The organism is Okibacterium fritillariae, from assembly GCF_052783725.1.
Map to the genome: position 1 here is coordinate 981,801 of NZ_CP199917.1, position 23,378 is coordinate 1,005,178.

Sequence of the window (23,378 nt, forward strand, 5' to 3'; positions counted from 1 at the left end):
CGATCAGGCAGGCTTCAGGCGCGTGATGTTCTTGATCGGCAGCGTGCGCTCGATGTCGGCGGCACGATCGCGTCCGCGCAGGCGTCCGGCGGCGACGGCCGTCGGCTCGAGCAGGAACTCGCGTTCCACCCCACCCGGGAGCGAGACCAGCACGAGCACGGTCTGCTTTGCCTTGATGGCGGCGTCGAGCTGTCTCGCCAACCAGGCCTCGTCGGAGGCATCGCCCTCGACGGCCGTGTTCTCGCGCAGGCGTGCGATCAGCGGGGAGAAGTCGGCGGGCGGCGCCGGCGTCGGCCGGGCGCGCAGAGCTCGGCGGCGCGGCGTGCGGATCTCACCGTCGATGGTCTCGGCGGCCACCGGGTACCGGGCGTCGACGAGCGCCCAGAACACCACGTCGTCGGCGAAACGGCTGACGAGGCGGTTGCGGCCGGACTGCTGCAGGGCGACTGCCGTGAGGGAGTGGTCGACCGAGATCTGGCTGATCAGGTGCTCGTCGTCGGAACGCACGTAGGTGCGCGCGCCGGCCGGCGATTCGGCAGAGCCGGAGGCGGACCCGGATTCTGATTCGGGCAGAGAGCCCACGCGCACGCGTCCGAAGCGCTTGGCGCTCTCGCGCACGAGGTAGTCGACAGGCTGCGGGATGCCGGTCAGCGAGATCTTGGACAAGAACTCGAGGATGCTGTCAGCGGTCTCACCCGAGGACAGCGCCTTCGTCACGGACTCGGCGCTCAGGCGGTAGCTCGCGGCCTGCGCACGGGCTTCGAGGCCGGCGATTCCGCGGAGGCGCAGGTCGGCCGTGGGGTTGAGAGGGCCCGGGCTGACGATGCTGAGGTCGTGCTGGATGTAGACGTTGTCGACCTGGTGCGGGAGGCTGTCGGCGAGGAGGGCGGCTGCGGCATCCGCACCCTGCTCGAGCACGGTGACGCCGACGGATGTCGGGTGGCCCGTCGTAGTGATGCCGAGGGCCTCGGCCTGCGCGGTGACACGCGCAAGTTGCGTTGTGATCCAGCCGCTGCCGGCCGGGTAAAGCCACGCGGCGTAGGACGTGAGGGCCTGGCCCCACGAGCTCTGTGCCAGCGGTGCGAGAGCCGCGCGCACCTCGGTGGGCACCGACTCGAGCCACGTGCTCGCGAGCAGGGACCAGCGGTCGACGATGCTGCCGCGCAACCAGCGCTCGCCGTCGGGCGTGGACAGCCAACCGGTCGACTCGAGCGTGACGAAACCGGCGCGGCGCGCGAGGTCGAAGTACGTGGTGACGGCCGTGGGCTCGACGTGCATCGACTCGGCCATGCGCTTGGTGTCGGGCTGGCCGAGGCCACCGCGACCCAGCTCGCGCGCGGGCATCTGCGTGAGCTCGATGATCATCTCGGCGACGGCCGACAGGGCCTCGAAGGCGCGCTCGGAGGCGAGCGACTCGGGCGCCGTGACGGGGATGGTCTGGGTGCTGCGTGCGCCGGAGGGGACGCCCGCATGACCGCCGTGGTGCTGCTCGGCGGGGACGCCGTCGGCCGGGGAGTGTGACCCGGCGAGACCGTTCGCCGTGCCGGGCGAGGCGGGACCGGTTGCGGTGAACCCCTCGATGGCGGGAGCCGGTTCGTCTGCGAGAGCCTCGGCGTCGGGCAGGCCACGCTCAGGCCAGCCTGCGAGCACGTCCGAGACCGCGGTGAAGGTGCGGTAGGTGGCCGGGTCGATGTCGAGCGGGTCGACCGCCCGGGGCGCGCCCGTGCCGAGGGCGAGGGTGACGAGGTGACGCTGGCGTGCGACATCCGCGTCATCGGAGGGGTCGACCGGGGCGCCGGATGCGAGAGCCAGGGTGCGGCGATCGAGGTGGCTGAGGGCCTGCTGCACGCGCTCGGGATCGAAGAGCAGGTCGGCGAGGTCGAAGAGATCGGAGATGCGCGCATCGGGGGAGATGGAGCGCGCGGTGAGCAGCGTGCGGATGGCCTCGTCGGGCCAGGCGCGGAGCGACGTTGCAAGCGCGAGAGTGTCAGTCACGGAGACGACCGGGCCCTTATCGACTCGACCGGGGACGCGTGGTGCCGCCCGGCGTTCGCCGTGCGGTGGAGGCTGCGGGCGCGGATGCCGCGGAGGCGCGGTTCTCGCGGCCACGACGGGTGAAACCGACGATCAGCAGCGTGAGGACCATGAGGAACGCGATCGGCAGACCGATGAGCGGCAAGAAGCTGATGACGGGCCACAGGCCGTTCTGGAAATCGCCGCGCTCGAGGCCCGTGGCAGTGCCCACGATGATGGCGACGAAGCTGAGAATGGACAGGAAGACTATTGCGACCAGCATCACGGCGAGCACACGCTCGAACCTCGTTACGCCGGAAGATGTTTGATCGGTCACCTGACCAGGATATCGGCTCCCGGGTGACAAACAGTTAAACTGATGGATGGTGGGCACGAGCCCACCGTCCTGACGAGCCCGGAAGTCAGGTCAATGCGTCTCACGCCACACCCGGGTGGCGTGCACCAACAGCAGCGAGGTTTCAATGCCAACCGGCAAGGTCAAGTTCTACGACGAGGAAAAAGGCTTCGGCTTCATCGCGAGCGATGACGGTCAGGAAGTGTTCCTGCACGCGTCGGCGCTTCCCGCCGGTGTCACGCAGGTGAAGGCAGGAACCCGCCTCGATTTCGGCGTCGCCGACGGCAAACGCGGCGCTCAGGCGCTCTCCGTGCGCGTTCTCGACGCCCCGCCCAGCCTCGCCAAGGCGAAGCGCAAACCGGCCGACGACATGGCGATCATCGTCGAAGACCTGGTCAAGGTGCTCGACGGCATCGGCGGCAACCTGCGCAAGGGCCGCTACCCCGACAGTGCCCACAGCCACAAAGTCGCCCAGGTGTTGCGACGGGTCGCGGATGAACTCGATGCCTGAGCCGCGCGATGATGATGGCCTCGCCGCGGGTGAGCACGATGAGCGCGCGGGTTTGGCCGAGACCGGTGCAGACGGCGTGTCGGATGCTGTGAGCGAGCCCGTGGGGCAGGCTGACGGTGCTGGCGCCGAGGGTTCTGATGTGGATTCCGTGGAGGGCGGCTCCGACGCTTCAGACGCTGCGACGGATGCTGACTCTGGCGCGGATGCTGACGCCGACGCGGATGCTCAGCCCGTCGAGGCTGTGCCGGCTATTCCCGATGAGGTTCTGTTGGCCTCCGTCGATCTGGCGCGCACGGCGCTCGCCGAGGTGACGCCCGCGGAGACGATCGGTGAGCCCGCCGGACACATCGTCGAGGGCGAGCACGTGCTGTCGCTCCTGTTCGAGAACCTGCAGGCCGGCTACCCCGGCTGGTTCTGGAGCGCCACGATCGCGCGCGTCGACGACGAGACGGCGCCCACCGTGCTCGAGGTCGAATTGATGCCGGGCGAGCTCGCGCTCATCGCTCCCGAGTGGGTGCCGTGGTCGGATCGACTGGCCGACTACCGGGCCGCCCAGCTCGAGGCCGAGGCCGCGCTCGCCGCTGCCGCTGACGACGACGAGTTCGATGACGAAGACGAGAGCGATCTCGACGATCACGACGACGACATCGACGGCGTGGATATCGATGACGCCGAGGAATCCGAGGACGACTCGGATGACGATGACGACGATGAGTCGGACGACGACGACGACGATGACGATGACGATGACGACGAATCGGATGATGACGACGAGTCGGATGACGACGAGTCAGATGATGATGACGAGTCTGACGATGATGACGAGTCTGACGACGGTGCGTCACGCGGCGATGACGACTCTGACGATGACGACGACGACTCGGAGGATGACACCGACGACGCGAGCGGCGCGAACGACTCGTCCGGCGCCGACGGCGAGTCTGGGGACGAGAAGCCGCGTCGCCGCCGCCTGTGGCGTCGACGCCCCCGCCGCAAGTAGGTCGCGGACGTCGGGCTGAGAAGACGATATGAGAAGAGGGGCGGGTGACCGAAGTCATCCGCCCCTCTTCTGTGTCGTGGGAAACCTAGAGCGCGCCGACCACGTGCTCGATGCTGCGCACCAGCTGGCGCACATCGTCGGGGTCGATGGCCGTGAACGTGGCCACGCGCAGCTGGTTGCGGCCCAGCTTGCGGTAGGGCTCGGTGTCGACGATTCCGTTGGCGCGCAGAACCTTGGCCACCTGGGCGGCGTCGATGGCGTCGTCGAAGTCGATGGTGACGACGACCTGCGAGCGGTGCTCGGGGTTCTCGACGAACGGGGTCGTGTACGAGGTGCGCTCGGCCCAGTCGTAGAGCACGTTCGAGGACTCGGTCGTGCGCGCCGACGCCCACGACAAGCCGCCGTTGCCGTTCATCCACTGCAGCTGGCTGTCGAGCATGACGAGCGTGGCGATGGCGGGCGTGTTGAGGGTCTGGTTGAGGCGCGAGTTGTCGACCGCGTTCTTCAGGCTGAGGAACTCGGGGATGTAGCGGTCGCTCGCGGCGATCTTCTCGACGCGCTCGAGGGCGGCGGGGGAGAAGAGGGCGAACCACAGGCCGCCGTCGGAGGCGAAGTTCTTCTGCGGCGCGAAGTAGTAGACGTCGGTTTCGGCGGCGTCGATGTCGATGCCACCCGCGGCGCTCGTGGCGTCGATGACGGTGAGCGCGCCCTCGTCGCCGTGCACGCGCTTCACGGGGGCCATGACGCCCGTGGAGGTCTCGTTGTGCGGCCAGGCGTACACGTCGACACCCTCGACGATCTCGACCTCGCTGCGCGATCCACCCGCGGCGGTCTTCACGACGGGGGCCTCGAGCCACGGCGCGCCGGCAGCCTTGGCGAATTTGGAACCGAATTCTCCGAACGAGAGGTTCTCGGCACGGCGTTCGATGAGACCGAAGGATGCGGCATCCCAAAACGCTGTCGAACCACCGTTGCCGAGGACGATTTCATAACCGTCGGGCAGGCGGAAGAGGGAGGAGAGGCCTTCGCGCACGCTGCCGACCAGGTTCTTGACGGGGGCCTGGCGGTGGGACGTGCCGAGGAGCGTTTCTCCGGCGGCGGCGAGTGCCTGGATCTGCTCGGGACGAACCTTGGAGGGACCGCATCCGAAGCGTCCGTCGGCGGGCAGGAGGTCAGCGGGAATGTGCAAGTCAGCCATACGTTGATTGTAGAGGCGCGGGTTGTTCCGCTTCGTTCTATGTCGGCCGGTCACAGTAGGCTGGTCGAACCGCGCAGAACCCCAGGGAGACGTCGATGACCGATCTAATTGACACGACGGAGATGTACCTCCGCACCATCCTCGAACTCGAAGAAGAGAACATCGTTCCCCTTCGTGCGCGAATTTCCGAGCGCCTCGGCCACTCGGGCCCCACCGTCTCGCAGACCGTCGGCCGCATGGAGCGCGACGGCCTCGTGGTCGTCTCGGGTGACCGCCACCTCGAATTGACCACGGATGGCCGCCGCAAGGCCGTTCACGTCATGCGCAAGCACCGTCTCGCCGAGCGTCTCTTGAGCGACGTGATCGGGCTCGAGTGGGAGTACGTGCACGAAGAGGCCTGTCGCTGGGAGCACGTCATGAGCGAGCAGGTCGAGCGCAAGCTGCTGGCCATGCTCAACCACCCCACCGAGTCGCCCTATGGCACGCCCATCCCCGGTCTCGACGAATTGGGCGACGACCCGGCCGGCGCGTTCGGTGCGGGTGTCACGAGCATCGTCGAGCTGGTGCGGTCGTCGGCCGAACCCGTGGCCGCCACCATCCGTCGGTTGGGTGAGCCCGTGCAGTTCGAGCCCGAGCTGTTGCTGCAGCTCAAGCAGTCGGGTGTGCTGCCCGGCAACGAGGCAACGTTCTCGGCTGCGGGCACCTACGTTCTAGTCCAGGTTGAAGGTTTTGGGGATGGTTTAGAACTTCCTCACGAGGTCGCGACACACATTTACGTCGCCTCCGTCTAAGCCGGTCTCCTTTCGCCGCGTTGCCCGTTATGACGGGCGACGCGGCGTTCTTGTTGTCCGACCATGCGCAAGAGGGGCGTCAATGATAGGCCCCGAAGAGGGGGCTATTTTCCGTTACCAATTCGTTAAAAAAGACCCGGATATATGTGACAAAGCCCCTGCCCTCGCGTATGGTCGAACAAGTCCGATGGCCGCAAACCGGTCGCAGGACCTGTCGTGAGGCGCCTTCCCCGCTCATCTCCTTACGGCAGATCCCCAATGATTCTTGTTGTGGATGAGCCAGTCCCATGCCCGGGCTGGAGAGGCGCCGGAGGTAAAAACTTTGGCCGAAAACGTCACCCCCGAGTCGCCAGACTCGCCCAACAGCTCCACCAACCCGAACCCCAGCACCACCCCCGAAAGCACCACCCCTTCGGCGACTCCGACCCGCCGAAGCATCCGCGAAGCAGCTGCTGCCGCCGCCGCACAGGCCGTGCAGCCAGCCCGCACCCCCGCCGCCACGAGCAGCATCGGTGCCAAGACCCCCGCCGCCTCGAGCCTCACCCCCTCGACCCGCGTGAGGGTCAAGACCGCCGCGGTCGCCACTCAGGCCGCAGCCCCCTCGGCCGTGTCGCCCGCTTTCACGAAGCCGGCCGCCAAGAAGGCGCCGAGCAAGGGATGGCGCAGCTTCCGGTCCACGGCCGTCATGGCGCTCGTGGTTCCCGGCCTCTTCGCCACCATCGCGATCCCGGCCTATGCCATGACGCCCGGTGGCACCGACGACCAGACGGCCGCCTCGGGCGTGCAGGTCGCGAAAGAGACCGGCGCCCAGAAAATGACCGTCGACGACGAGGCGGCCATTGCGCCCGTCGCGCGTGACGGCTATACGGCCACGACCTCCGCCGAGCTCGCTACGGCACGCGCCGCCACCGCGGTTGCCGCCCAGCGCACGGCCACGACGGCCAGCTATGTGCAGACCGCCAGCACGCAGAAGACCGCGGCCGAGTTGCTCGCAGCGGCCCCGCGTGCCGGTCTGCCCTCGCAGGCCGATGTCTTCGCCGCCGCGCTGAAGTACCAGGGCGTTCCTTATGTCTTCGGTGGCGCCACGCCTGCCGGCTTCGACTGCTCGGGCTTCGTGCTCTACGTTTACGCGCAGTTCGGCATTTCGCTGCCGCACTCGTCCACCGCTCAGGGTGCCCGCGGCACGGTCATCTCGGCCGCCGAGGCTGTTCCCGGCGACCTGCTGGTCAAGCCCGGACACATCGGCTTCTACGCCGGCAACGGCATGATCCTGCACGCCTCGCAGCCGGGCACGCCGCTCCGCATCGGCCCGATGTACGGCAACTACACCTACGTGCGCTTCACCGGCTAACAAGACCGATGAGGATGCCTCGAGCATCCAGCACCTCGAACCGCCCGCCGACACCTCCTCGGCGGGCGGTTCGTGCGTGTGAGGTCGTGCGCCGGGCAGGATGGGGCCGCCCGGCGCGTGAACTCTTCGTTACACATGAGTTTCTCGGTCGATATTTCGACCACGGTCGGGCATTCGTGGGTTACATTATTGTCTTGACCCAAGCGAAAAAGGGGCAGGCAGCTCATGTGCGAACAACCGCGTATCCACACCACGGATACCTCTGGTCGTTTCGCGCTGCGGCATTCCAGTTTTACGAGCACCACCAGCAGTGTGCACACGTGCGCTGCGGGAGTGTGAAGGCATCGTCTCAGACGGTGCCTTTTTTCGTCCCTGGGCCTGACTCTCTCCGCCGCGGTCACGCTGTCGAAACAACGTGAAGCCGTCACGACTGTTGAGAGGAACCCCATGCGCACCCTGGTGCTGAACGCAGGATACGAACCGCTGGCCATCGTCTCGTTCAAACGAGCGCTCGTGCTGGTGATGAACAAGAAGGCCACGATCGTCGAGATCGATGCCGGCCACCCCGTCTACGGCGCCACCATGGCGCTCGACCGCCCGTCGGTCATCCTGCTCACGCATTATGTGCGCATTCCTCACTCCCGCCGCGTGCCCGTGACACGCCGTGGGGTGCTGCGCCGCGACGGCCAGAAATGCGCCTACTGCGCCAAGAACGCCACCACCATCGACCACGTGCTGCCGAAGTCGCGCGGGGGAGCGGACAGCTGGGAAAATCTCGTCGCCTGCTGCCTGCGATGCAACAACGCCAAGAGTGACCGCACGCCCGCCGAGATGGGCTGGACGCTGCGCACCATCCCGCGCGTGCCCGTCGGCCCGACCTGGGCGGTGCGCGGCGTTGAGCGTCCGCTGCCGCACTGGGAGCAGTACCTGGGGCAGCGGGCGGCTTAGGTCTCGCCGTTCGTCCTGCGCGGTGCTCGCTCCCTACGGGGTGCCGCTCGCGCCCGAACCGCACACGGTAAAGTGGATGCGGTCAGCCTCTGTAGCTCAATGGAAGAGCAGTTCCGTCCTAAGGAAAGGGTTGGGGGTTCGAGTCCCTCCAGGGGCACCACACGTTTTACGTTCGATCGAGACGTAAGCCTTCCCCTCTGTTGGACCCTCGTGCGACGGCTCCATAGGTTCGTCTGCGATGCTGGCGCGATGGATGAGCTTGTCGTGGACTGGGGTGCGCTGTTGGCGACGGGGGAGCGCGTCGACGTGTCGGCCGGGGTGGTGGTGGCCGTCGTCGTGGCGGCGCTGGTGTTGAGCGTGCCGCGCGTGACGTGGCGGTGGTTCGGGCTGTTCACCACGCTGGTGCACGAGCTGGGGCATGCCGTGGCCGCGGTGGTGACGGGGCGGTTCGTGAGCGGCATCCGCATTCGGGGGGATCATTCGGGCGATACGCGCAGCATGGGGCGGCCCGGGTTCAGCACGGTGCTGAGCGGCGTGATGGGATATCCGGCGCCGGCGATCGTGGGGGCCGCGCTCGTGTGCAGCGTGCTGACCGGATGGCAGGCGACCGCGCTGTTCGTGGGTGGCGTGGTGCTGGTCGTGACGTTGGTTGTGGTGCGGAACGTGTTCGGGGTGGTTGTGGTGCTGGCATCCATCGCGGTGAGTGCGGCGCTGTGGGTGTGGGGGACGCCGACCGTGCAGGCGTATGCGCTCGTGATCGTCGGGGTGGCGCTGCTGATCGGGGCCGTGCGCGGGTGGGTGACCGTGGCGGCCGTGCATGTGCGGCACCGGGAGCGGTTGGCGTCGTCGGATGCGTACCTGTTGGCGCGCAGTACCGGTGTTCCGTCGGGGGTGTGGCTGGTGCTGTTCGCCGTGCTGATCGCGGGCAGCTATGTTGCCGTCGGGGCTGTGTACCTCTCGAACTAGAACGACCGAGAAACGAAACGACGGGCGATGCCGGATGGCACCGCCCGTCGTTCGTGTGAGACCGGTTAGTCGGCCTGGGTCGCTCCGCGCTTGCGGCGGCGCAGGAACGTGAGGCCGCCGAGGGCCATGGCCGCGAGCGAAGCCGCGATCAGGGCCGAAAGCGCGCCCGGTTCGATGCCCGAACCCGAGTTGGCGAGGGAGCCGTCCGGGTTGCGCGGGCCGGAGCCCGAACCGTTACCCGAGCCGGAGCCCGAGCCGCCGGGCAGCGCGCCCGAACCGTTGCCGGCCGGGTCGCCGCCCGTGCCGGGGCCCGAGCCGCCGCCGTTACCGCCACCCGGGTTCGGGTTCGGCACAGGCTCGGTGATGACCGCCGGCAGGATCGTCAGCATGCGCACCTCGGAGGCGTCGACAGCGCCGAACGGGTCGGCCGTGCGCACGTACCAGCCCCGCAGGCCCGGCTCGGGGTTCGTCCACGGCGCACTGAGAATCGAGCCGCTCGCGACATCCGTGAACGAGGCGATCTTGTGCGTGGTGAGGATGTCGGCCCGGAACGAGTCGGTCGACAACTGCTTCACAGCGGGCTTGATGCCGAGAGCCGTGTAGGGAACCTCGAAGTCCTGGTGCTGAACTTCGAGCGTGGGGTCGGCCGAGTCGTACTGGTCGAGCGTGGGCGAGTAGGTGCGCACGATCATGCGACCCTGCTCGTTGTCGAAGTGCAGCAGGCGCAGGAAGCCCTGGCCGCCCTCGGGCAGACCCTGGTAGTCGAACAGCATCGAGTAGACGGTGCGGTCGGCGACGCCGTCGCCCGTGTCGTCGAACTGGTCGGTGCGCGTGAACGCGTCGTGGTAGTGGCCCGAGAACACCATCTTGACGTTGGGGTTCGTGGCCACGACCTCGTCCTGGATGCGCTGCGGCACCGGTCCGAGGCCACCCGTGGTGAGCATGAACTCGTGCAGGTTGAGCACGGCGACACGCTCGGGGTAGCGGGCGAGCACCTCGTTCAGCCAGGCGATCTCTTCGTCGGCGGGCGCCCAGCCCATGTAGACGTTGATGAAGTCGATGCCGCCGGCCGAGATGAGGTCGTAGTGGCCGCGGTTGTCTTTGTAACCGCCGCCGTACCAGGGGTTGTTCGCGAAACGCTTCTCGCCGAAGTTGGCCGAGTACTGGGTGTAGTCGTTGCTCTTCTGGTCGACGTCGTGGTTGCCGGCGAGGACACCGTAGGGCAGGGCCGCGTCGTCGAGCATCGAGTAGGCCTTGTTGGCGTTGTCCCACTGGTACTGCTGCGTCGAGTCGTCGACGATGTCGCCCGTGTGGAACAGGTACTGCAAGTTCAGCTCGTCGCGCTGGTCGAGCAGGAACTTGTGGATGTTGAGCTGGTTTTCATAGAACTGCGCGTTGTAGTACTGCGTGTCCGACTCCCACGCGAACGTGAAGTCGTAGTCGCTGCGCGGGGTGTCGGCCGGGTTGTTCGGCGTGACGGGGGTGTCGCGCGTCGAGCGGTTCTCGCCCGCGAAGCCCTCCGAGTGCTGCACGAGCACGGTGAGCTGTTGGCCCGTGAGGTGGTCGGCGACGGGAACGTCGGCGGTCAGGGTGAAGGGCGCGAGCACATCGGATGCGGCGGCGGCACCGGCCTGGCCCGTCGGCGTCGCTGCGGCTGCTGCTGCGGCATCCGCTTCGGCCTGCGTCGTCAGGTGACGGTCGATCTCTTCCCAGGCACCCGTCTTGGTGTTGAGGGCGTAGAGGATGACCTGCGCGCCCGGGTTGGCGCTGCCCTGCCAGTCGACGCGCGCGGTGGCGTCGGTTCCGGCTGCGGCGGGCACGGTCACGTCGAACAGCTGGTAGGGGAACTCGGCGTCGGAGGACACGTCGGCGGTGAGGCCATCCGTGCCGACCAGGTTCTTGAGTTCGTCTGCCGTCAGCGGCTCGCGTTCGGTGCGTGCGACATCCGAGGCCGTTCCCGTGGTGCCGGCGTAGCTCTTGACGGCCGCGTCGGTCGGGGTGAGGCGCGTGCCCTCGAGGAAGTCCACGTTGAGGCGGTCTCCCGTCGGGTCGGTGACCTGGGCCTGCAGGGTGACGTCGTCGGCGGTGAGCACGGCTCCGTCTTCGGGGGCGACGAGGCCGCCCGTGGGCTGCTCCTCGAAGGTGGTGAACGACGCCTCGTAGCGGCCGACGTTGCCCACGGCATCCGTCGCCTCGATCATGAGGGCGTGTTCACCGGCGGCGAGGTCGAGCGACGACGTGGTGTGCGGCAGCGTGATGGGTTGGCCGTCGAGCGTTGCACGCGTGTCGGCGACGCCCGATCCGGCATCCGTGATCTCGCCGTTGATGACGATCTCGCCCTGGTAGGGGCTGCCGTCGACGATGGTCGAGCGGATGTCGGGCACGGTGTTGTCGACGCGCACGCCGCGCTCGAGCACATCGGTTCCGGATGCCGCGCGCACCGTGTGGGCACCGTCGGTGGTCGCAGTGGTGTCCCAGTTGTAGGCCGCGGCCGTGAAGGCGTCGGCCGGCAGCGCGAATCGCGCCTCGAAGAAGTCGAGCTTGCCGGTGGAGTCGCCCATGTCGAGCACCTTGGCGGGGTCGGTGTAGTTCGACGGCTGCAGCGTGCGGCCGTCGGGCAGCACGAGACGCAGGCCGCGGATCTGGAAGTCGTCGTTGTTCTCGTTGAGGTCGATCTCGGGCGCGGCCTTGGTGCCGGCCCACACGCTCACGACGAGTTCGTCGCCCTGCACCACGTAGGTGAGGGGCACGGGGGTGGAGATGGTGTCCCAGCCCTCGAAGATGCCGTCGTCGAAGATGCGCAGCACGTCGTCGCCGATGCGCACACCGTTGCGGAAGAACGTGTTCACCTGCGTGGCCTCGAACGCGAAGACCGGCTGGTCGGGCAGCGAGGGTGAGGTCGCCACCGGTTTGCCGTCGATGCCGAGGTCGATGACGCTCGGGAACGTGCGCGTGGCCGCCGAGATGGTCGACGTGCTGCCGAGGAATTCGCCCTCGTCGACGTTGAGGCGCAGCGGCGCGGTGTCGACACCGTCGACGGCGAGGCGGCGCGGCTCGGTGGTGACGCTGTTGCGGCCGTCGGTCGCGGTGACCGTGTACTCGTACCAGGCCTTGCCCGTGAGGTCGGCGGCGGCGACCGTGTGGCGGAAGCGGCCGTCGGCGCCCACCGTGAGGTTCACGGTGCGGGTGTCGGCGTCGATGTCGTTACGCAGGGTCAGGGTCGCGGTGCGCACCTGCTGCGCGTCGGTGATGCCGAGGTCGATCACGAAGTCGACCTTCGGGTCGATGCTCGCGGGGGTGGCGTCGGCGATCACGGGGGCTGCGGCATCCACGGGCTGGATCATGAGGCCCGCGGGAACCTGGTCGGCCGAGACGCGGCCGGGGTTCGCGGCGGCCTGGCCCACGAGGCGCTGCAGGGTGGTGTCGGTGGGCTGCACGGCGTACTGGATGCCGCGGTCGGCCGCGACATCTTTCACGTTGGCGTTCATGTTGTAGTAGGCGCGGTTGATGCCGATGCCCGTCTGCGTGACGATCTGGATGCCGCGGGCCGAGCCGTTGGCCATGCCCGCGCTCTGGATCTCGACGAGTGATGAGCCGGCCTCGAGGTTTGTGCCGAATTTGGCGTTGAAGTCAGCCGCCGTCAGAGCCTGGTTGCCCGAGTTCTTCACCCAGAGCACGAGCGTCTTACCCGGCTCGATGGTGGGGTTGTTCGGGATGCTGGGCCAGCGCACCGCATTGCTGTTCGACGTCGTGTCGACGGGGTAGAGGTAGTTGATCTCGTAGTCGGCGAAGTTCACCGGCTCGGAGGTGGCGTTGTAGACCTCGATGAACTCGTAGCCGTCGCCGCCGCCCACGTTGGCGGAGTCGGGCAGCAGCTCGGTGATCTGGAGCGGCGCTGTGACGAGCGACGGGTCGGGCAGGGGAGTGGGCGCGGGGCCGGGGGTCGCGGTGGGCGCCGGCGTGGGTGCGGGCGTCGCGGTGGGGGTGGCCGTCGGCTGCGGGGTTGCCGTCGGGGTGGCCGTCGGGGTCGCGGTGGGCGCGGCGGTCGGCGTCGGCGTCGCGGTCGGCTCAGGGGTCGCGGTCGGCGCAGGCGTCGGCTCGGGGTTCGGTGTGCCACCGACAGCCTCGGGCTTCACGCTTCCGGGCGTCGGGGCCACGGATGTCTCGAGCACGTCCATCGCGGCAACGGTCGGGTCGGCCGGCAGCGCGAAGTTCACGCCGAGCCCGGCGGCCATCGAACCCTTGGGCGCCCACGACCAGCTCACGGGCGAACCGCCCGACAGCACGCGCACGCCGCGCTCGCCGCCGTTGGCGATACCGGCCTGGCCGGTGACGCGCACGACGGGGTAATCGACGGCCGTGCCGAAGTGGGCGCGGAAGTCCTCGACCGTGCGGGCGAAGGAGTCGACGTTGGTGGCCGTGTAGCTCAGCCAGAACACGACGGTGCCGCCGGCCGGCACGACGGTCGGGGTCTCGACGACGAGCGGCTTGTCGCGCGCCACATCGGCGGCGTTGGTGAAGCTGTAGGCGAAGGAGTAGCCGCCCTCACCGCCCACCGTCACGGGGGCGTCGGAGACGTTGGTCACCTCGAAGTACTCGAACTCGTCGTAGCCCACGTTGTCGCCGACGATCTCGGTGACGACGAGGGGTGACGCCGAAGCAGCGGCGGCCAGGGCTGCTCGGGCGGCCGCGGAGGAGGCGGGAGCCGTCGAGGCAGAAGACGCCGACGCGGGCAGCGCGTCGATGCCGACGGACGCGGAGGACGCCGTTCCGAACGCCGAGGTCGAGGCTGAGGCCGAGACGGAGGATGCGGATGCCGCGACGGCCGGCAGTGGCGCGGCGCCGATGCCGACGGCAGCCGTCAGCGCGAGCGCCAGCGGCGGTAAGAGGGTGCGCGTGGAGCGCGAGAATGCGGAGGGGGACACAGTTCACCTTCGGGAGAGAAAACAAGGGATGCTTCGACGCTATGCATCCCCTGAGAACTCCAAGAGAACGAGAGGTGACGCTTTGGTGTCACCCGTTGGAGGGGCGACGTTTTCTGGATCCCGCCTCGGACCCGGGCTCCGTCCCCGCCCCCGACTGCGACTCAGCCGCCGCCTCCGCCTCAGCCTCGGCAACCGCGCGATCGATCGCGTCCTGCGCGACATCCGCCGTCGACCGCGCCTCGTCGTCGCCCGCGCGCTCCTCGGCCGCGGCCTCGGCATGAGCCGCCGCCGTCTCGGCATCGATCTTCGCCGCCTCGGTGTCGCGGTGCATCGGCAGCCGCTTCATGATGAGCGAGATCATGCGCCGCAGCGTGAACACGAGCGCGTCGACCGCATCCGAGTCGCCCTCGTCGTCGTCGGGCACCGAGCGTGCGGCCGTGCGCAGCGCATCGAGCGCCGCGAGGGCCTCCTTCTCGGCCTGCTCCTCGTCTTTCTTGTCGTCCCAGGCGCGGATGAGCACCGCGAACGCGGTCAGGCAGTCGCCGATGGGTTCGCGCACGGGCGCGGGCAGGCTGGCGTGCACATCGCGTTCGTCCTGCGCGCCCCAGATGGCGGTCTGCAGCACGTCGCTGATGTCGACCGTGCTGGCGCTCAGGCGGCGCAGGGTGGTGAGGTCGTCGTAATCCGTGGCCATGTCGCGGTGGTTCCAGCGCGAACGGGGGTTGATGCGGCGCGATTCGCTCGCATCATCCAGCGCTTCTTCGGCACTGTCGGCCGAGTTGCGGAAGGCCAGGCCCTGTCGCTGCCACTCGGTGTGCCCGGGCGGCCACTTCTCGTGCATGACCGACCCGATGGCCTCGAGATCGTCGGCGATCATGCGGCGCAGTGAGGAGACGCGCGCGGCCGCCTGCGACGTGTGCAGGGGTGGCACGACGATGAGGTTGATGGCGATGCCGACGCCCATGCCGAGCGCCATCTGCGCGATGTACCCGATCGAGAAGTCCTCAGCATTTGCGCCGCCGATGACCAGCACGAAGAGCGCCGCGATGGGAACGTAGTCACGGCCGGGCCCGAGCCCGCGCAGGCCGCCCACGAGCACGCCGACGCCGGTCGAAATGGGAACGGTGATCCACCCGGACGCCCCGAACTGGATGGTGATGAACGCGAGCCCGATGCCGAGGGCCAGCCCGGCCACGGTCTGCAGACTCAACCGCAGCGAGCCCATGAGCGTGGGCATCATGCTGATCAGGGCGCCGAGCGGTGCGTAGTAGGCGTAGTCGCCCGTCTCGCCCGGCAGTTTCGAGCCCAGGAACCAGGCCACGGTGGCGGCGACGGCGCATTTGGCGGCGAGCAGCAGACGGTCGACCGTGAGGGCCGGCGTCAACAGATTCCACATGGAGCGCAGCAGCCGGGACAACCAGGTCGACGACTCGTCGCTGAGGCGCGACGCGACCGTCTTCCCGATGTTTCCCAGCATGTGTTCATTCTCGCAGCCGCAGACCCCCAAAAACCCGCCACGCTGGCGAAAACCCGCCCCGCCTACCGGGCGACGGCCGAATCAGCGTCTAAGGTGACGGTGTGTGGCGGCTTGACAGGAAACTAGAAGCGGACGGACTGTCCGAGGTATCGGCCGACGCCAAACGCGGCGGCGGCCTCACGGCGACGTCTCCGGGAGGCTTGTCGGCGGGAAGCCCCGACTACCCCGTTGGCAACGTAGCCGATGAGCAACGGCGGCTGTGGCGCGAGCAACTCGCGCAGGTCGGCGGGCGCTCACCCCTGCTGCATTTCGTCGACGCACCGCGCACGCGCATCGAGCTGAGCTCGACGCATCCGGGTGGTCTGCCCCAGTTCATCTCGGGCAAGTCGACGCTGCTCTCGAACCTGATTCGGGATGATCTGGCCCTGCGCCGCGCGAAGAGCGCCGCCGAGGTCATCGCCGCCAAGGGTGTCGAACTGCGCACCGTGCGCGGCATCGACTCCATCCACCTCGCCGTGGGTCTCGCCGAATGGCGCCGCGACGGCGAAGAATACTCGGCTCCGGTGCTGCTGCGGCCGCTCGCGATCCGCCGCTACGGCCGCGACTTCGAACTCAAGCTCACGGGTTCCACCGTGCTCAACCCCGAGCTCGCGCGGGCGCTGAAGGAGCAGTTCGGCATCACGCTCGACGCCGCCGCCTTCGAAGCCCTCGCCACCACCAACGGCGTCTTCAAACCCCAGCCCGTGATCGACCGCCTGCGCGGCCTCACCACGCACCTCGACTGGTTCAGCGTGCAGCCGCGCCTCGTGGTCTCGAGCTTCGCGGATGTCGGAACCGCCCTCGCGCGCGACGCCGACGACCTCGACCACCCCATCCTCGACGCCCTCGCGGGCAACCCCGGCGCTCGCCGCCTGGTCGAGGGACTCTTCAGCCCCGTCGACGCCGTCGGCCAGGACGACCGGCCGCCGTCGACCGATACCCTGTTGCTCGACGCCGACACCGAGCAGGAGAACGTGATCGCGCAGATCACGAACGGCCACTCGATCGTCGTGCAGACGCTGCCCGGCACGGGTGGCACCCAGACCGTCGTCAACGCCATCGGCTCGCTCGTCTCGCAGCACAAGCGCGTGCTCGTGGTGAGCGCCCGCCGCTCGAGCCTCGACGGCATCCGCCACCGCTTCCAGAAGGTGGGCCTGCCCGGCCTGACCGTGCACCCGCGATCCATCCGCCGCGACCTCATCCAGGCCATCACGCGCAACGAGAAGGCCGTCGCCCCGCGCGTCGCCGACGTCGACGACGCGCTCGTGCGCCTGCGCAAGGTGCTGCTCGATTATCGCGGCGCCCTCGGCCACACCAACCCCGCCCTCGGTGTCTCCGTGCTCGACGCCCTCGAAGCGCTCACACGCCTCGGCAATCTGGCCGAGCCGCCCGGAACCACGGCGCGCCTCGACCTGATCTCGCTCGAGAAGCTCGCCACCGGCCGCGCCGAGGTCGCGCAGAAGCTGGCGCACGCCGCCGCCCTGGGCGAATTCCAGTACGGCCCGGGCGACTCGCCCTGGTACGGCGCCTCCTTCAGCAGCACGCGCGACGCCAAGGCCACGCACGAGCTCGCCAAGAACCTGCACCGCGCCGAACTGCCGCGCCTGCTCGAACGCGGCTACGAACTCATCGGCCAGACGCGCATGCGCCCCTTCGACTCGATCGAAGAACTGGGCACCTATCTGCGACTGCTGCTCGACATCCGCGAAACGCTCGACAAATTCCAGCCGGCCGTGTTCGACCGCTCGCTCGGCGAACTCATCGCCGCCACTTCGTCGCGCCGCGACGCGCCCGCCATGACGAGCGCCAACCGCCGCCGCCTCAAGAAGCTGGCCCGCGAATACGTGCGCCCCGGTGTGCACATCGCCGATCTGAACGAATCGCTGCGCAACATCCAGCAGCAGCGCACGCTGTGGCAGCGCTATGTCGCTGCCGGCGTGACCCCCGAGGTTCCGCTCGGCATCGCCGACGTGCAGGTGGCCTACCAGCGCGTCGTCGAAGATCTCGCGCGCCTCGACGTTCCGCTCAAGCGTGCCGACGGTAACGACCGTCTGAAGACCCTGCCCATCAAGTCGCTCGTGCGCCTGATGTCGGGTCTCTCCGCCGACTCCGAGGTCATGGAGAACCTGCAGGAGCGCACGGCCCTGATTCAGGAGCTGCGCGAAAAGGGCCTCAACCCGCTCATCACCGACCTGTCGGTGCGCCACGTGCCCGAGTCGCGCGTGGCCGACGAACTCGAACTCGCCTGGTGGCAGTCCGTGCTCGAACACGTGCTCGCGACCGACCGCGCGCTGCTCGGGGCCAACACGAGCGTCATCGATCGGCTCGAGGGCGACTTCCGCCTCGTCGACGAAGCGCACGCCTCGGCATCCGGTGCCCTGCTCGCCTCGCTGCTCTCGGACAACTGGAAGATCGGCCTGGTCGACTGGAACGACGAAGCCAACGCCCTGCGCCGCCTGCTCAAGCAGGAACGCGTGACCCCCACCATGCTCGAGCAGCAGGCACCGCATCTGTCGCGCGTGCTGGCACCCGTGTGGATGGTGTCGCCCTACGAGGTTTCGCAGATTCCGTCGTCCGTGCGCTTCGACACCGTCTTCCTGGTGGATGCCGGAGCCACGACCCTGGCCGAGAACGCCGCCGCCATTCGCCGCGCCCGTCAGGTGATCGCCGTGGGCGACCCCGTGACGCAGTCGCCGACGCCCTTCGAGATCGCCGTGACCGACGGGCAGGGGGCGCTGGGCGCCTTCGGCGTCGGCCGTCCGGGCACCGGTTCGGGTTCGGGTTCTGCCGGTGCTTCCGGAGCGGGTTCGACCGCGTCCGATTCCTCGGCTCCCGCCAAGACCGGAGCGGCGGCTGCGTTCGGCGCCTTCGGTTCGGTGCGACGCGATCCGCTGACCGGTGCTCCCGACGCTGCGCGCGTCGACCCCAACCCCACGCCCGTTACGGCTCCCGCCAATGCGGCGCGCGCCGACGCCATTCGCACCGAGGAGCGCCTGAGCGGCGGTTCCGCGACGGCCGGGCGTCCCGCCGGCTCGACGGGCACGTCCGCAGACTCGGGCGCTCCGGCATCCGGGACGACGGCAGACGCGGGCTCGACGTCGAACGCTGACGCGACGACCGATGCTTCTGGCGTCGCTGACGGTGCCGGCTCGGCCACTCCTGCCTCGAACGCGGGTTCGACCGGTCCTTCCTCCGCTCCCGAAGCCCCGCGCTTCGACGCCGCCAACCGTGCGCCCGAGGCGCCCCGCCCCGTCGCCGTATCCTCCTCGACCGTGCCCAACACGATCGTCACGGGCACCGGTGCGGATGCGGCATCCGCGTCGGCCCCCGGGCGCAGCATCGGCGTCATGGCCGACGCGCTGCACCCCGAATCGGCCCTCGCCAAGCTCTCGGGCCTCCTGCCCACCCTCACGCTCACGCGCAGCTACCGCGCGGGCGGCGAGGACCTGGCACAGCTCGTGAACCACCGCTTCTATGGCGGCGAGATCGAGTCGCTGCCCTGGGCCGGTTCGTTCCTCGGCCACGGCAGCCTGACGCTCGACTACGTACCTCGCGGCCACGGCATGCCCGACCCCGAGACGGGCGGCGTGGAGAGCGTCGACGCCGAGGTCGAGCGCGTGGTCAACCTCGTGCTCGAACACGCCACCGAGCGTCCCCGCGAATCCCTCATGGTCATCACGGCGAGCGACAAGCACGCCGTGCGCGTGCACCAGGCCGTGCTGTCGGCCTTCGCCAAGCGCAGCGACATCGCGGGCTTCATTCTCAAGGAGCGCGCCGAGCCGTTCACGGTTCTGACGCTCGAGCAGTCCGTCGCCGAGAGCCGAGACCGCGTCATCTTCTCGCTCGGTTACGGTGTGACGCCGCACGGCCGCGTGCTCTCGAACTTCGGCGCCCTCGGTCGCCCCGGCGGCGACCGCCTGCTCGCGGTGGGTATGACCCGCGCCCGGCGATCCATGGTCATCGTCTCGTGCATCCGCCCCGAAGACCTCGACGCCGATCGCATGCAGCACGGCATCGCGGCCCTCGCCGAGATCCTGCGTGAGCCCGACATCCACCGCCCGGCCCCGCCCGTGACGGATGGTGCCGAGCCCATGCTGCTCGACCTCGCCGAGCGCCTCTACCGCAACGGCCTGCAGGTCGAGATCGGCTACCGCGGCAAGCTCGCGCTCGTGGCCTCCTACGGCAACAAGGCCGTGGCCATCGAGTCCGACCCCGAGGTGGCCGCCGACTCCCTGCGCGAATCGTTGCGCCTGCGCCCCGACGTGCTGCGCCGCCTCGGCTGGCACTACCTGCGCGTGCACAGCTTCGACCTGTTCAGCGACCCGGAGGGCGTGGCCCGCAAGGTCATGTCCATGCTGGGTGCGGTCTCCGAACCGGATGCTTCCAACCCCGACGATCTCGCCACGGGCCCCATTGCCGTGGTCTCGTCGGGTCGTCACTGAGCGGCGGCCCGGCCGTGAGTTCAGCGGGCGACGAGCCCCTCGTTCCCGCGCGCGCCGCCGAGTCGAGCGTGCGCCGCGTGGCCGGTTCGCGCCGCGTGGTGCGCCCGGGTAACGAGGCCGCCGACCCCACGCCGCACGACACGACATCCCGCCTCGAAGAGGATGCCGAGACCGGCGCCCGGCCCGGTGCCGCGCCCTCGGGCAACGACGAGCAGCTGCGCCGCGACAAGCCGCCGCACTGGGGTTAGCCGCTCGCTCAGCCCTTGTCGTGCAGCTGACCCGTGGGGATGCGCGCGTCGTACTGCCGGAACGACGGCACCGCCCGCAGGAGCACGGCCACGAGCACGATGATGAGCGCCCCGCCGAGCAGCGGCGGCCACGCGATGCCCGCGGCCACCACGACACCGGCGTAGAGGTCGCCGAGTCGTGGCCCGCCCGTGACCACGACGATGAAGATCCCCTGCAGTCGCCCGCGCATGCCGTCGGGCGCCGCGGCCTGCAAGATCGTGCTGCGGAACACCGCGCTCACGTTGTCGGCTCCACCCGCCAGGGCCAGGAACAGGGCGGCGAGGGCCAGGGGTGGCAGGATGTCGGGGCTCATCGCATCCTGCATGCGCCCGCCCAGCAGATGCGCCACCGCGATGACGACACCGAAGCCCATGATGGCCGCGCCGTAGGCCGTGATGGCCCAGCCGACCGCGACGCCCTGCCGTCGCACGCGCCCGAGCGGCCCCGAGAAGATGCTCGACAGCAGGGCCCCGGCCGCATAAGCCGAAGTCAGCACGCCGACCGTGATGGCGCCGCCGCCGATGACGAGCGCGCCGATGGCGGGGAAGAGAACGCGCGGCTGCCCGAACGTCATGGCGATGATGTCGAGCACGAACGTCATGGTGATAGTGGGGGAGCGGCGCAGGAACCGTGCGCCCTCGACGAGGCTGCGCAGGCCGGGCCGCAGGGCATCGTGTTCGGGCGCCATCTTGGGCAGCGCGACGATGCCGAGGAACGCGAAGCTGAACAGCACCACGTCGACCGAGTAAGTGGGCGCGAAGCCGACGGCCGCCACGAGCACACCGGCGACGGCCGGCCCGAGCGTGACGGCGAAACCCGTTCCGATGCCGCTCAGAGCGCCGGCGGCGGGCAGCAGGTCGGTGCCGATGAGCCGCGGGATGATGGCCGAGCGGCTGGCGCTCACGACCGTTCCGGCGACGGCGTTGACCGTCACGAGCACATAGAGCAGCCCGACGTTGTCGAGCCCGAGCCAGGCGTGCAGGGCGATGGCGGCGATCGAGGCCCACGCCAGCACGGCCGAGACGAGAGCGACGGCCCGCCGATCGAAGGCGTCGGCGAGCATGCCGCCATAGAGCCCCGCGATGATCATGGGCACGAGGGCGATGACACCGACGAGCGCCACGGCGAACGTCGACGCCGTGATGTCATAGATCTCGAGCCCGACGGCGACGGTCGTCATCTGCGTGCCGATGGCGGCGATCGACGTTCCGAGCCAGAGCCGTGCGAAGGCGGGCGAACGGCGCAGCGGGGTCAGGTCGACGAAGAGGGCACGCGCTCGCGCACGTCCGGCTGCGCGCCGGTCAGAGGGAGATGACATCGAGCCCTAGTTGTGGGCGCGGGGATCTTCGCCCTTGTTGTCGGTGTACGTGTCAGCCCCCTGCTGGCGCGCAAGCAGGTCCCGGATGTCGGTCAGCATCTCGAGCTCGGTCGGGGTCGCCTTCTCGTCGACCTCGCCCGACTTTTTCTTCGCGAACGCGGCTTCTTTCAGCTTGTTCATGGGCACGACGAGCACGAAGTACACGACGGCGGCCACGAGCAGGAACTGGATGACGGCGCCGATGACGGCTCCGAAGTACAGGGTTGCCGAGCCGCCCGAGGTCGTCGGGATGGTCAGCGGGAGGGCTTGCGCGAGGCTCTCGGCGTTGAACAGCGCGCCGAGCAGCGGGTTGAAGACCGCGTTGACCAGGGCGGTGACGATGGCCGAGAACGCCGCGCCGATGACGACGGCGACCGCGAGATCCATCACGTTGCCGCGAAGGATGAACTCCTTGAAACCTTTGAACATGAGGGACCTTTCCGTTTGGGCGTCACTCGATCGTAGGGTGGCGCACCCGTTGGTCGCCAGCGCTTGCGAATCGCCCGCCTGTCGAGCATGTTCGACGGGCGCCTCCCCGCGGGAGCGCCGAACCGGCGAGCAGGAGCGGTCGAACTAGGACGACGACGAGCCGGACGAACCGCTGCCGGACGACGAGCTGCCTGAACCGGAGGAGCCCGAACCCGAGGAACCGGCGCCCGAACCGGACGAACCCGATCCGGATGTTCCGGAGCCCGAGGAGCCGGAACCGGAGGAGCCCGAGCCCGACGACTTGGAGTCGGACGAGGACGACGAGCCCGAGGCATCCGATTTGGGGATCGACGACGACTTGCCCGAACCCGCGCGCGAGTCGGTGCGGTAGAACCCCGACCCGTTGAACGTGACGCCGACGGCCGCGAAGATCTTGCGCAGCTTGCCGCCGCACACGGGGCACTCGGTCAGCGAATCGTCGGTGAAGGCCTGCTGAATGTCGAAGGCGTTGCCGCATTCGGTGCATTTATAGGAGTAAGTGGGCATGTGCTCTCTTTGGCGCGGGTGCCGGCGAAACCGGCCGGCGACAGAAGGGCAGGCTACGGTGCCTAAAAGTCCAGGATACGCGAGGGCGTGACGACGCCGTTGACGGGCTGGTCGTGCACCTCACGCGGCAGGTCGGTGAGCAGCTCGGCGTCATAGACGACCGCGTAGACGGGCGGGCATTTCTCCATCGATCCGAGCGTCTTGTCGAAGTAGCCGCGGCCCCAGCCCATGCGCATGCCGCCCTGGTCGATGGCGGCCGCGGGCACGATGATGAGGTCGACCTGGTTGATGGCGATGGGGCCGAGCAGCTCGCCGACGGGCTCGGGCATGCCGAAGAGGCCCTGCGTCTCGTCACCCGTCTCGCCGACCGTCCAGTCGAGCAGGCCGTCGTCGCGGCTCACGGGGAACAACACGCGGATGCCTTGCTCGAGCGCCCAGTTGAGGAAAGGTCGCGTATCGGGCTCGGTCTGCGTCGACAGGTAGCACGCCACCGAGCGGGCATCGAGGGCCGTCACGAGCGATTGCAAGTGCTCGGTCACGCCGATCGTCGCGTTGTCCTTCTCGGTCTGGGTGAGGTTCTGCCGCCTCTCACGCAGTTCGGCTCTGAGCGCGCGTTTTTGGTGGTCCACCTCGGTTGCCATGCCGATAAGTGTAAGCCGCTCTCACAGATGATGCGGCATTACGGATGTCGCGCCCCGGCGCAATGCCCTCTAAAAAGTCATCGGGGGCCGCTAGGGTGTTG

17 protein-coding genes and 1 tRNA gene are annotated in these 23,378 nt (G+C 68.8%); 9 read left to right on the plus strand and 9 right to left on the minus strand.

Annotated features, from left to right (window positions below; translation table 11 throughout):
- Positions 1-3 precede the first annotated feature (3 nt).
- Complete coding sequence (locus ACUWEX_RS04685; protein ID WP_079727060.1) at positions 4-1,995, minus strand: helicase-associated domain-containing protein; 1,992 nt, start codon at positions 1,993-1,995, stop codon at positions 4-6.
- 16 nt (positions 1,996-2,011) lie between these two features.
- Positions 2,012-2,350, minus strand: coding sequence for a multidrug ABC transporter ATPase (locus tag ACUWEX_RS04690; protein ID WP_143785323.1), 339 nt, complete (start codon positions 2,348-2,350; stop codon positions 2,012-2,014).
- A 145-nt stretch (positions 2,351-2,495) separates the two neighbouring features.
- On the opposite strand from ACUWEX_RS04690, the gene ACUWEX_RS04695 reads away from it, so the two are divergent.
- Entirely contained in the window at positions 2,496-2,879 is a 384-nt protein-coding gene (locus ACUWEX_RS04695) for a cold-shock protein (protein WP_079727062.1), read from the plus strand.
- Entirely contained in the window at positions 2,872-3,879 is a 1,008-nt protein-coding gene (locus ACUWEX_RS04700) for a DUF3027 domain-containing protein (RefSeq protein WP_445997260.1), read from the plus strand. Before ACUWEX_RS04695 ends, ACUWEX_RS04700 begins: the two co-directional genes overlap by 8 nt.
- An 85-nt stretch (positions 3,880-3,964) precedes the next feature.
- On the opposite strand, the gene serC is transcribed toward ACUWEX_RS04700, so the two are convergent.
- Positions 3,965-5,077: a phosphoserine transaminase gene (gene serC / locus ACUWEX_RS04705; protein WP_445997261.1), complete on the minus strand. Its 1,113-nt coding sequence runs from the start codon at positions 5,075-5,077 to the stop codon at positions 3,965-3,967.
- A 95-nt stretch (positions 5,078-5,172) separates the two neighbouring features.
- Between serC and ACUWEX_RS04710 the strand changes: the two genes are divergently transcribed.
- From ACUWEX_RS04710 to ACUWEX_RS04730, 5 genes are all read left to right on the plus strand, one after another.
- Complete coding sequence (locus ACUWEX_RS04710; protein WP_077053711.1) at positions 5,173-5,868, plus strand: metal-dependent transcriptional regulator; 696 nt, start codon at positions 5,173-5,175, stop codon at positions 5,866-5,868.
- A gap of 322 nt (positions 5,869-6,190) precedes the next feature.
- Positions 6,191-7,219 carry a C40 family peptidase gene (locus ACUWEX_RS04715; protein ID WP_445997262.1) on the plus strand — a complete coding sequence of 343 codons (1,029 nt, stop codon included), beginning with the start codon at positions 6,191-6,193 and terminating at the stop codon, positions 7,217-7,219.
- Positions 7,220-7,666: 447 nt separating this feature from the next.
- The gene (locus tag ACUWEX_RS04720; RefSeq protein WP_077053709.1) at positions 7,667-8,167 is read left to right on the plus strand and encodes an HNH endonuclease; all 501 of its coding nucleotides are present in this window, start codon (positions 7,667-7,669) and stop codon (positions 8,165-8,167) included.
- An 85-nt stretch (positions 8,168-8,252) separates the two neighbouring features.
- Positions 8,253-8,327, plus strand: a tRNA-Arg gene (locus ACUWEX_RS04725).
- A gap of 89 nt (positions 8,328-8,416) precedes the next feature.
- Positions 8,417-9,133: a M50 family metallopeptidase gene (locus ACUWEX_RS04730; protein WP_445997263.1), complete on the plus strand. Its 717-nt coding sequence runs from the start codon at positions 8,417-8,419 to the stop codon at positions 9,131-9,133.
- Between the two features lie 65 nt (positions 9,134-9,198).
- On the opposite strand, the gene ACUWEX_RS04735 is transcribed toward ACUWEX_RS04730, so the two are convergent.
- Positions 9,199-14,058, minus strand: coding sequence for a lamin tail domain-containing protein (locus ACUWEX_RS04735; protein WP_445997264.1), 4,860 nt, complete (start codon positions 14,056-14,058; stop codon positions 9,199-9,201).
- 88 nt (positions 14,059-14,146) lie between these two features.
- Complete coding sequence (locus tag ACUWEX_RS04740) at positions 14,147-15,535, minus strand: FUSC family protein (protein ID WP_445997265.1); 1,389 nt, start codon at positions 15,533-15,535, stop codon at positions 14,147-14,149.
- A gap of 101 nt (positions 15,536-15,636) precedes the next feature.
- Here ACUWEX_RS04740 and ACUWEX_RS04745 point away from each other — a divergent pair, with 101 nt between their 5' ends.
- A complete protein-coding gene (locus ACUWEX_RS04745; protein ID WP_445997266.1) occupies positions 15,637-20,016 on the plus strand; it encodes a hypothetical protein in 4,380 nt (1,459 codons plus the stop codon).
- 14 nt (positions 20,017-20,030) lie between these two features.
- A complete protein-coding gene (locus ACUWEX_RS04750) occupies positions 20,031-20,264 on the plus strand; it encodes a hypothetical protein (protein WP_079727070.1) in 234 nt (77 codons plus the stop codon).
- 8 nt (positions 20,265-20,272) lie between these two features.
- Here ACUWEX_RS04750 and ACUWEX_RS04755 read toward each other — a convergent pair whose 3' ends face one another.
- From ACUWEX_RS04755 to ACUWEX_RS04770, 4 genes are all read right to left on the minus strand, one after another.
- The gene (locus ACUWEX_RS04755) at positions 20,273-21,622 is read right to left on the minus strand and encodes an MFS transporter (protein WP_445997267.1); all 1,350 of its coding nucleotides are present in this window, start codon (positions 21,620-21,622) and stop codon (positions 20,273-20,275) included.
- Positions 21,623-21,628: 6 nt separating this feature from the next.
- Positions 21,629-22,090: a large conductance mechanosensitive channel protein MscL gene (gene mscL / locus ACUWEX_RS04760; protein ID WP_445997268.1), complete on the minus strand. Its 462-nt coding sequence runs from the start codon at positions 22,088-22,090 to the stop codon at positions 21,629-21,631.
- 144 nt (positions 22,091-22,234) lie between these two features.
- On the minus strand, positions 22,235-22,636 hold the full coding sequence (locus ACUWEX_RS04765; protein ID WP_445997269.1) for an FmdB family zinc ribbon protein: 402 nt from the start codon (positions 22,634-22,636) through the stop codon (positions 22,235-22,237).
- Between the two features lie 62 nt (positions 22,637-22,698).
- Positions 22,699-23,277, minus strand: coding sequence for a 5-formyltetrahydrofolate cyclo-ligase (locus ACUWEX_RS04770; RefSeq protein ID WP_079727074.1), 579 nt, complete (start codon positions 23,275-23,277; stop codon positions 22,699-22,701).
- Positions 23,278-23,378 lie beyond the last annotated feature (101 nt).